This is a genomic window from Acinetobacter sp. V2 (assembly GCF_001188385.1).
In the GTDB taxonomy this organism is placed as follows: domain Bacteria; phylum Pseudomonadota; class Gammaproteobacteria; order Pseudomonadales; family Moraxellaceae; genus Acinetobacter; species Acinetobacter oleivorans.
The window spans coordinates 281520-292177 of sequence record NZ_JZFB01000002.1; the positions used below are offsets into that span (position 1 = coordinate 281520).

At 38.5% G+C, this 10658-nt stretch carries 7 protein-coding genes and 1 pseudogene; 3 read left to right on the forward strand and 5 right to left on the reverse strand.

Annotated features, from left to right (window positions below):
* Window positions 1-969 (forward strand): ATP-binding cassette domain-containing protein (locus tag UC75_RS21055; protein ID WP_228137258.1); only part of this gene is annotated, 969 nt, incomplete at its 5' end.
* 39 nt (window positions 970-1008) lie between these two features.
* Here UC75_RS21055 and UC75_RS10165 read toward each other — a convergent pair.
* The gene (locus UC75_RS10165; RefSeq protein ID WP_049837512.1) at window positions 1009-2718 is read right to left on the reverse strand and encodes a GGDEF domain-containing protein; all 1710 of its coding nucleotides are present in this window, start codon (window positions 2716-2718) and stop codon (window positions 1009-1011) included.
* Between the two features lie 1004 nt (window positions 2719-3722).
* On the opposite strand from UC75_RS10165, the gene omp33-36 reads away from it, so the two are divergent.
* On the forward strand, window positions 3723-4628 hold the full coding sequence (gene omp33-36 / locus UC75_RS10170; RefSeq protein ID WP_049837513.1) for a porin Omp33-36: 906 nt from the start codon (window positions 3723-3725) through the stop codon (window positions 4626-4628).
* Between the two features lie 60 nt (window positions 4629-4688).
* Here the strand turns inward: omp33-36 and UC75_RS10175 are convergent, their stop codons facing one another.
* The 4 genes from UC75_RS10175 to UC75_RS10190 form a co-directional block, all read right to left on the reverse strand.
* The gene (locus UC75_RS10175) at window positions 4689-6656 is read right to left on the reverse strand and encodes a BCCT family transporter (protein ID WP_049837514.1); all 1968 of its coding nucleotides are present in this window, start codon (window positions 6654-6656) and stop codon (window positions 4689-4691) included.
* Between the two features lie 167 nt (window positions 6657-6823).
* The gene (locus tag UC75_RS10180) at window positions 6824-7516 is read right to left on the reverse strand and encodes an ion channel (RefSeq protein WP_049837515.1); all 693 of its coding nucleotides are present in this window, start codon (window positions 7514-7516) and stop codon (window positions 6824-6826) included.
* Window positions 7517-7687: 171 nt separating this feature from the next.
* Entirely contained in the window at window positions 7688-9403 is a 1716-nt protein-coding gene (locus UC75_RS10185) for a cation acetate symporter (RefSeq protein ID WP_049837516.1), read from the reverse strand.
* Between the two features lies 1 nt (window position 9404).
* Complete coding sequence (locus UC75_RS10190) at window positions 9405-9737, reverse strand: DUF485 domain-containing protein (RefSeq protein WP_004790008.1); 333 nt, start codon at window positions 9735-9737, stop codon at window positions 9405-9407.
* 181 nt (window positions 9738-9918) lie between these two features.
* Between UC75_RS10190 and UC75_RS21060 the strand changes: the two are divergent.
* Window positions 9919-10658: pseudogene (locus UC75_RS21060) on the forward strand (hybrid sensor histidine kinase/response regulator); the annotation flags it as partial.

Below are 10658 nucleotides of genomic sequence, written 5' to 3' on the forward strand. Positions count from 1 at the left end.
GGTCATAACCTTAAAAATGTCGATTTGAAAATTCCGCTCGGCATTATGACTTGTGTGACTGGCGTTTCAGGTTCTGGTAAATCGACACTAATCAACCGTACTTTGCTTCCATTGGCAGCTACACAACTCAATGGCGCAACCACATTAACAGCTGAAAAGTTTGATTCAATTGATGGTCTACAACACCTTGATAAAGTTGTTGATATTGACCAAAGCCCGATTGGACGTACACCACGCTCTAACCCTGCAACTTACACAGGGCTATTTACGCCAATCCGTGAATTATTTGCTCAAACGCCAGAGGCAAAAGCCCGTGGTTATAGTGCAGGCCGTTTCTCGTTTAACGTGAAAGGTGGACGCTGTGAAGCCTGTGAAGGTGACGGCATGATTAAAGTCGCAATGCACTTCTTACCAGACATGTATGTGCCTTGCGATGCATGTCATGGCAAACGTTATAACCGTGAAACGCTTGAAGTGGGCTATAAAGGCAAAAACATTTCTGATGTTTTAGAAATGACGGTTGAAGATGCTGCTGAATTCTTTAGTGCAATTCCAGTCATTCACCGCCGCTTAGAAACCTTAACTCAGGTGGGCTTAGGCTATATTCGTTTAGGTCAAGCTGCTACGACCTTATCTGGTGGTGAAGCACAACGTGTAAAACTTGCACGTGAGTTAGCAAAACGAGATACGGGTAAAACTTTATATATCTTGGATGAACCAACAACAGGTCTACATTTCCACGATATTGCCAAGTTACTCGACATTTTGCATGAGCTACGTAACAAGGGTAATACCATTGTGGTGATTGAACATAACCTTGATGTGATTAAAACAGCAGACTGGGTTGTGGACTTAGGTCCAGAAGGTGGCTCAGGCGGTGGGATGATCATTGCCGAAGGTACACCTGAACAAGTGGCTGAGGTTGAAATTTCCCATACTGGCCGCTTCTTAAAACCAATGTTGAAGTAATTTATTGAATAAAAAAGCCGGAACTCATTTCCGGCTTTTTTATCCCTCAACTGCATTCCGACCTCGGGCCTTAGCTCTTAATAGTGAACGATCAGCTTTCTCTAAAAGCTCTATCCAACTCGCTGCGCCTATGGCAAAACCAATACTCACAGACACATGCAATTTTTCATCTGAACCAGATAAACAAATCTCTTCTAAAGAAATCGCAATCCGAATTTTCTCTGCTAAAAGACGAGCATCTACAAATTGCACCTGTTCTAATAATATTAAAAACTCATCTCCGCCATAACGAACAATTAAATCCGAACTTCGGATATTTTGCTTTAATTGCTCGGCAATACTGACAATGACATGGTCACCCACAATATGCCCATATTGGTCATTCACCTGTTTAAAACGATCAATATCTATAATCATTAAACAGGTTTGCGTAAATTTTTGAGGGTAACTTTCAACAATTTTTAAATATTCAGATAAAGCTAAACGGTTAGACACTCCAGTTAATGGATCTGTATTGGCAATATTCTTTAATTGAAATTCAAAAGCATCACGCTGTTGCAACATACGCTGTAATCGATCAATCGCTTCAAAGAGGGAAAGAAATTCACCTTTTGTTGTCATATTCATCTCATCTGTCCAATGATTAGAACTACGCGATAAATCTAAAATTAAAGTCCTTGCTTTTATTAAAGGAGAAAATACCCTTCTTTGTGCATAATTAAGCGTAAGTAACGCTGTGGCTAAAGAAATTAGAGATATTAATAAAGTTAAAAGAAAACCATTTCGAGCAATTACATTTTCTTGAGTTGCAATCACGACACTTTCATCAAGAATATAACTTTGTAAATCAACCACAGTGGTAAATTTACCCACGATTGCCTCTGTCAATTGGGTACCATTTAAATCATATGGCTCCCCTTTTTGGCTTTCTTCTAATAGGTTTTGTACAATCGGAATACCCTTATCTATAAATTCTGATTTCACTCGGGCATATAACCGACGGTATTCAGGAGTCTTTGCCTGTTCAGGTTGTAAAGTATCAACCAAAATCCATAAATATCTAGATTGATGCTGAGTTTGTAGAGAGCGCGCACGATTATTACTTGGAATTTCTTCATTAAAGCTCACAGGAGCAATAATATTAGACGCCATCCGTCCCGCCTGATCGCGCATATCGGTTAGAACTATAATGAGCGTAAAGTAATTAGAAATACGGCTATCTTTACTTTTTAGCTGCAACATCAGTTTTTGCAGTATTTCCCTGCAATGGTCCCAGACTCCAAACATTCCCAGAATAGCGTTATCCATTTGAACGGAAGTTCTGGCTCCATAAGGAGTTTCACCGTAATAATCAACCACACGTCGGGCTTGTCTAAGATTTTCTTTGAAATTGGTTTGCAGCTCATTTGCTAATGAAACATAGCCTGCTTGTTTTAAGATAAGAATGCTTGTATCAATCTGCGCATCAACAATTAAACGAAACTTTTTTAATTCTTGCTGATTCTTTAATAAATCACTAGGACTGCTCGACATCATCTTATTTGCAGGAGCACGCTCCTTAGAAATTTTATAGGCAATATCTGCTACTGCTCTTAAACTTTTTATTTCGGCTAAGGCTTGTCTAGTTTTTATATAATCCTGATAGCTTCCCACAATAAGCGGTACAGCCATGAATAATAAGGACAAAATAATAACCAGCATAAAAAAGAACAGTCGATTACTAATATGCTCTGAACGTAATCCTGACATTTCTAGCTGGTACTCCGTAAATGTCCTGCCATTTTTAATACGATATAAATTAGGCTTAAATCCATCCTAGCATTTTAATAACTAGAATTTCATCAATAAAACCTTCATTTCTCTTTTAATAATTATACGGCTTCTAGATTTTAGTAAGCTTAAATAAATAGTATCGAAAAATTAAATGATTTTTATAAAAAAACTCTATTTTACAGATTAAAAATTTTTAGCAATGATAATAAACATATCTAGTTATCCTCTTGGATGCGCTTCTCCCAGCATCCACTGCCCAGCTTTAAGCTGGGTTCTTTTTGTTCTATTATTTTCCAATAAAGTTCATATAAATTTTCTTATAATTTTAAGATTTTCTTATAGATAAAAAAAAGCTCAACCTTGGGGAAAGCTGAGCTCGTAAAATCTGATGTGATACACACATCGTATCTGGGAAAGCACTTTAAATCCTAAAAACGTTAGGCAGTGAACTTTGCGATTGAATTATGTGACTTATCTCTACTTTTGTAAAGTCGATTAAATTAATCAGAATTAAAAATTTAATCGATTTTTCAACTTAAAATAGAGATTTCTTTTATTTTATTCACTTATATAATAATTAAAAATAGTTAAATTTTTTAGTTAAACTAATCTAAATATTGTTAACCACTCCTCAAAATAGTATGAATACGATAATAAATTGGTGATTTTTTACTCAACATGTAAGCAACTCTACAATTTACTTAATGTTAAAACCGATCATATTAATCATTTTTTCCAATCATAATTGTAATAACTTTTAAACATTTATTTCTAAATTCGTTATGAAATATAATTATTAGCCTCTTGTAAATGTTCATTTTTTTATCAGGTTGACAATTTACTTTTCATTTGATTAGTTTTTCACCAATTTTAACATAAGTGTCAAATATCTTTAACATTCCTTTTTTTCATTATTGACTTCATAAATTGTTACAATACAATGACCCCAGCTTTATCTCTTGTTATTGCTGGAAATGATTATGAAAAAACTTGGTTTAGCCACTGCTGTATTATTAGCCATGACCGGTGCTCATGCTTATCAATTTGAAGTTCAAGGTCAATCTGAATATGTTGACACAACTGCAAACGATAAAAACTTCACTGGTGACGTTGCTGGTACATACTATTTAAAAAATGTTGATACCACTAAAGGTCCTTTAGCTGAAGCAGCTTTCTTGAACCAAGCTTCTAACGTATCTGTAGGTTACAGCTACCAACAGTATGACCAAGGCAACGTAAACTACCACGTTGGTACTTACGGTGTTAAAGGTGAGGCTTATGTTCCTACTCCTTACCTTCCTGTATATGCTAGCGCAACTTACAACCACACTGATGTTGATGGTAAAAACAACTTCTCTAAAGATGACAACGGTGACCGTTATGCATTAGAAGTTGGTGCTATGTTGTTACCTAACTTCTTGATAACTGTTGGTTATACAAGTGTTGCTAACCAATTTGCTTTAGACAACTTTGGCATCATCAGCAACGGTATCTACTCTGCTGTAAACCAAACTGCTGCGATTCAAGACGACCAAGATGCTGTTACAGCACGTGCTAAATATGTAGGTCCAATCGATGGAACTAACATGGCAATTGGTTTTGAAGCTGCTGGTGCTTTCGGTCAAGAAAACCAATACGGTTTGAAAACTGACCTTTACTTAACTCCTAAGTTAAGTGTTGGCGCATCTTTCATTGGTAACGATGGCGTAGCTGACATCAAAGGTAATGACCTTGGTGAATTCCGTCAAGCTTGGGGTGGTAACGTAAACTACTTCATTACTCCAGCTTTAGCAGTTGGTGCATCGTACATGAAAGCTGACGTTAAAAATGCGTCTACTAGCTACGATACTCAAACTATCGGCTTAAATACTAAATTCCGTTTCTAATTTAATTTAGAAATCGAATTAAAAAAGGACTCAATTGAGTCCTTTTTTTATACTTAAATATTAGCTTCGCACAATATTTAAGAAATACAGATGACGTTCATATTGATCAATAATATCTTGAATTAAATCTTCTTGCGTCCAATCCATTACATCATAGTTCTGACCACCCTCTCTTAAGAAAACTTCTGCTTGGAAATATTGCCCGTCTTCGGCTTCAGTACGCCCAATTAAAAAACTTGGCGGTACTGTTTCACGTGGAACAACTTTATAAATAAAATTAATTTCATTGTGATGGTCCACCCGAAGTTGCATACCATCTTCAAGTTGGCTAATTGAAACCTCAAGATGACGGCGTCTAAATTCATGTTGAATATTTTCAAATGCACCAGCCACTTGCTTCTCAATATATTCACGCACTTCTTCTTCATTATGAGGATAGTGCATGATTAACCCTAGACGCTGTTGCCAGCTTCTTGGATTATGAATCGCGCGTGGTGTAATACGTGCTTCTTGAATGGCTGTCATTTTTGTGACATCAAGATGCAAGGCCTTTATCAATCCCCAACTCATTAAGAGCATGACGACAGTAAAAGGTAACGCACTCATAATGATGGAAGCCTGAAGTGCAGCCAAGCCACCGACTAGCAATAAAATAATTGCGAGCACAGCCATGAGTACAGTCCAGAATAGACGCTGCCAAGTTGGTGAATTTTCAGATTTAGCAGTTAAATAGTCAGTGACTAATGCCCCCGAGTCAGCAGATGTCACAAAAAATAAAACCACCAAAATAGTTGCCAAGACATTCATCACACCAGACCACGGTAAGTGACCTAAGAATTCAAATAATGCAACTGACGAATCTTGCTGAACAGCCTGAATTAATGTTGTTTGGTGTTCATGGATAATGCTAAATAAGGCGGCATTTCCTAAGAAACCCATCCAGATAATGGTAAAGCCTGTTGGAATGAGTAAAACCCCAACAATAAATTCTCGAATGGTACGACCACGAGAAACTCTGGCAATAAACATTCCCACAAACGGCGACCAAGAAATCCACCAAGCCCAGTACAAAATTGTCCAACCACCAATCCACCCATTCGGCTGATAGGCATATAAGTTGAATGTCATGGTAAATAGGTTAGAGATATATTGCCCAGTATTTTGAATCGTCGTTTGAAGTAAATAAATACTCGGACCGGCAACAAAAACGAATACCAATAATATTAAAGCTAAAACTAAGTTTAACTCCGATAAACGTTTTACACCCTTATCAAGACCTAGAAACACAGATAAGGAAGCTAACATACTCACGAAAATAATGAGTAAGACTTGAATATTGGTGCTTTGCTCTACTCCAAATAAATAATGCAAACCAGAATTGATCTGGGTTACCCCAAAGCCAAGAGAGGTCGCTACACCAAATACAGTACCAATGGTCGCGAATATATCAATGCTATCGCCCCATGGCCCATAAATTCTCTTACCAATGAGTGGATAGAGTGCTGAACGGGTCTTTAAAGGTAAATTATGCCGATAGGCAAAGTAAGCCAAAGCTAACCCAACTACAGCATAGATTGCCCAAGCATGTAGTCCCCAATGGAAAAAGGTAACTCTTAATGCTTGCTGTGCTGCATCAATCGTTTGAGCCTCACCACTTGGTGGATTAACATAGTGCATGACAGGTTCGGCAACGCCGAAGAACATCAACCCAATCCCCATCCCTGCTGTAAACAGCATAGCGAACCAAGACCCATTGTTATAATCAGGCTGACTATGATCTGGTCCTAATTTAATGCGTCCAATCGAGGAGCAGGCAATGTAAATCAATAAGATGAGAAAGAAAGCAACAGATAAAACATAGAACCAACTAAATGAATCAGTGATCCACTGTTTTAATTGCTGTGTTAGAAGCTCAAAAGAACTCGGGGCGATCACAACCACTGCTAAAAACAAAGCAATGATAATGACCGTGCCCAAAAATACGTTAGGATTAACGTTTGCGAACCAACCGGACTGTTTGGAAGGCATAAATCCTCCATGTTATTTTAATGACGAGTGACAGGCTTAAATGCCAATAAGATATTCATAGAATGAACAAAGCTAGGGCTTTCAATAGAGAAAGCCGATAACACTCTAAATAAACTTAAAGAATATTGCAGTTACAAAGGTGTAAATAAATTAAAACACCTCCTCCATTATTTATCTGAATTTTTTTTAGGGAGGTGGGTAATATATTGTAAAGCAATTAGACGGGTGACGATTAAAGCTAAATACATGACTCCACAGAACATTTGCAGCATGGCTAAAACGCGCGCTGGTGGAGTGATTGGCATGAGGTCGGATAAGCCTGTAGCCGACTGCAAACTAAAGCTTAAAAAGAGTAAATCTAGCCAAGTTTGGAAAGCATGGGGGTTATTTGGATTTTGAAAGCTATAAGGGAAAACGAGCTGGCAAATGTTATATAAAAATGCAAAACCCCATGCAATCAGTGTAAAGACTGCTGCCGCCGCAAATAGTTCATCTCTTGTTAAATATCGGTCAGCGAACATATAACGAAATAAACTATAAGCTGCCGAAAAATAGGCCAGAGCTTCACAGCTATGGGCAAATAGTTGAATATATAAATTGCTATATCCCAACACAATCAGTACTGATGACAGAATTGCACCGCTCACAAATGTTAAGCCTAAAAAAGTAAACATCGGGGTCTGGCGAATAACTTTGGCAATCAATAATAAAGCAAGGACCCCTAATGACCAGGTTAAAGTCCGGTAAGGCAAACTATCAAATGTCAGCATGGCTAAAATCAACAGAATAAATTGAACGAGCAACAGCCATGCGGAAGGCAGTAAGCGAAAACTTGCCCAAAACTCAATAATAGATCGCATTATTATTTTCCTTGTTTCATTATGCTTTTTTGAGATTTAACAAATAATACTGTACACAAAATCAGGCAAACAAGTTGTTCTTTATTAATATCTAAACTCTAGATTGGAAATAAAATAAGTATAAAAAAAGCCCCGTAGGGCTTTTTGAACAATGAGCTAACAATATTAGTCTTAGTGATCCGATGCACCAGATGCACCAATACCAGTCATTGAACGAACATATTGAGCATCGAAAGCAGCACGCTCTTTTTTAGCACGTGCAGAGTTGTCAGTCACCGAGAAGAACCAACAGCAAAGGAATGACAATGGCATAGCAAATAACGCTGGACCATTGAACGGATTGATTGGTGAATCAGAGATTTTTAAAGTATCTACCCAAACTGCTTTAGAAAGTACAATAAGTACTACTGCTGTTACAAGACCAACAACACCACCAATAACCGCTCCACGAGTCGTTAAGCCTTTCCAGAACATTGAAAGAACAAGAATCGGGAAGTTTGCACAACAAGCGACAGAGAACGCTAAACCAACCATGAATGCTACGTTTTGCTTCTCAAACAAGATACCCAAAACCATTGCGAAAATTGCTAAGCCCAATGTCGCAATTTTTGACATACGAAGTTCAGAAGCAGGCGTCGTTTGACCTTTTTTGAATACGTTAGCGTATAAGTCATGAGAGATTGCCGATGCGCCTGAAAGTGTTAAACCAGCAACAACAGCAAGAATCGTTGCAAACGCTACTGCTGAAATGAAGCCCATGAATAAGTCACCGCCTAAAGCGTCACTTAAATGCACGGCTGCCATATTGTTACCACCAACAAGCTCAAGTTTGCCTGTTACTGCCATTTTTGCAACATCAAGGAATTGCGGGTTGTTTGATACGAAAAGGATCGCACCGAAACCAATAATGAAAGTTAAAAGGTAGAAGTAACCAATGAAACCTGTTGCAACCACAACTGATTTACGTGCTTCTTTTGCATCTTTTACAGTGAAGAAACGCATCAGGATGTGTGGAAGACCTGCTGTACCAAACATCAACGCCAAACCTAGAGACAAGGCATCAATTGGATTTGCCGCAAGTTTACCCGGCCCCATAATTTTTGAAGCATCGGCCAAACTGATGTCATGTACTTTACTGAAAACTTCAATTGATTGGCTAAACATGTTGCTGAAGCTGAAACCAACTGCTTTCATCACCATGAATGCCATGAAGGTTGCGCCACTGAGTAACATAACCGCTTTAATAATTTGTACCCATGTTGTTGCCAACATGCCACCAAAGATTACGTATGCCATCATCAATAGACCAACGATGACAACAGCAATATTGTAGTTCAAACCAAAGAGTAATTTGATGAGCTGACCCGCACCTACCATTTGAGCAATCAAATAGAATGCCACCACAACAAGTGAACTGACTGCAGCTAAAGTACGTACTGGTTTCTCTTCAAGACGGAATGAAACCACATCTGAAAGGTTATATTTACCTAGGTTACGCAAGCGTTCTGCAACCAAGAATAAAACGATTGGCCAACCTACCATGAATCCAAGCGAGTAAAGTAAGCCATCAAAGCCTGAACTAAACACTAGTGCAGAAATACCAAGGAAAGATGCAGCAGACATATAGTCACCCGCAATTGCCAGACCATTCTGGAAACCGCTGATTCCGCCACCTGCTGTATAGAAATCTTGTGTTGATTGGGTTTGCTTCGCAGCCCACTTCGTAATGAACAAAGTGAAACCAACAAAAATGACAAACATAATAATGGCATGCCAGTTGGTTGCTTGTTGTTCAGCTTCACCCAGATCTGGACTCGCCATAGCCACTGTTGAATATAGCGATGCTGCTGCCAATAAAGCTTTCGCTTTTAATGAATTCCATTTCATATTAGTGTAGTCCTTTCTCATGCGTGATGGCTTCAACTTCCTTCAACGCTTCTTCACTCAACTGGTCAAGGGTACTATTCGCGATAAAAGAATACACACCACACAATAGGAAAGATAAAACGATAATTCCTAAACCTAGTGGGATTCCCCATGTCGTTACACCGCCACTAAATGAACTCATCAAAAATTCTTTGTTGTAGCCAACAAGCAGCATAAAACCCACATAAAGAACTAACATGATGATTGTGAGCGTCCAACTTAATGTACTTTTTTTCTTGACCATCTTTTGAAACTTTGGATTGCGTAGAATCTGTTCTACTTGGTTCTGATCCATAACCAAACTCCTTGCCCTGTGCCCAGCCTTGGCCACTTTTTAATAGTAGTTTCTCAGGATTAAAGTTAGCAAAATTACGTGTAATTCGTAACTTAGACTTTGGTCGTTAAAATTTAATCAATTTATAGCTTTGTTTCTGCTTGGGGTATGATAGGCACAAGGTTTTAATCATGTGAGTCATATGAACAGCTGGCTGATTATTGGGGTACTCACCCTTTATATAGCACTCTTATTTATTTGTGCTTTTTTTGGTGAAAAGCATGCCAGCCGTCTGAGTACACGTGGCCGCATGTTCTTGTTCAGCTTAACACTAGGCGTTTACTGTTCATCATGGACATTTTATGGTGCGACTGGAGCAGCTGTTCGAGAAGGCGTCATTTTCTTGCCTATTTACTTAGGCCCTCTCTTATTTGTCTGGTTTGGTTATGACATTTGGCGACGTTTAGGTCGGGTACGCCAGCACCACGCAATTTCCTCAATTGCTGACTTTGTTGCGGCGCGTTATGGGAAAAGTGGGGTGTTGGCATCACTAGTCACCATTTTGGCTGTAATCGCAATTATTCCCTATCTAGCCTTACAGTTACGTGCAATTGCTTTAAGTACTTCTGTCATTATGGAACAGAATGCTCATATTCATACAACCACCAATAGTGTTTTGCTTCTAACCAGTGTACTGGCTATTTTGGCTATGATTTTTGGTACAAGGCAAATTGCCAATACCGAGCAACATGGCGGCCTCATGTTAGCTGTGGCATTTGAATCTTTTGTAAAATTATTCGCGCTGATTTGCGTTGCTTTATTTTTTATTTTTGAAACACCAGCGAACCTTGTCCAAGTCACATCAGATGTGAACCAAACCTTTCAAGAAGTTCAATTGTTTGGTGTGCCTGAAACTTTCTGGATTCAGACCTTATTGGCAGG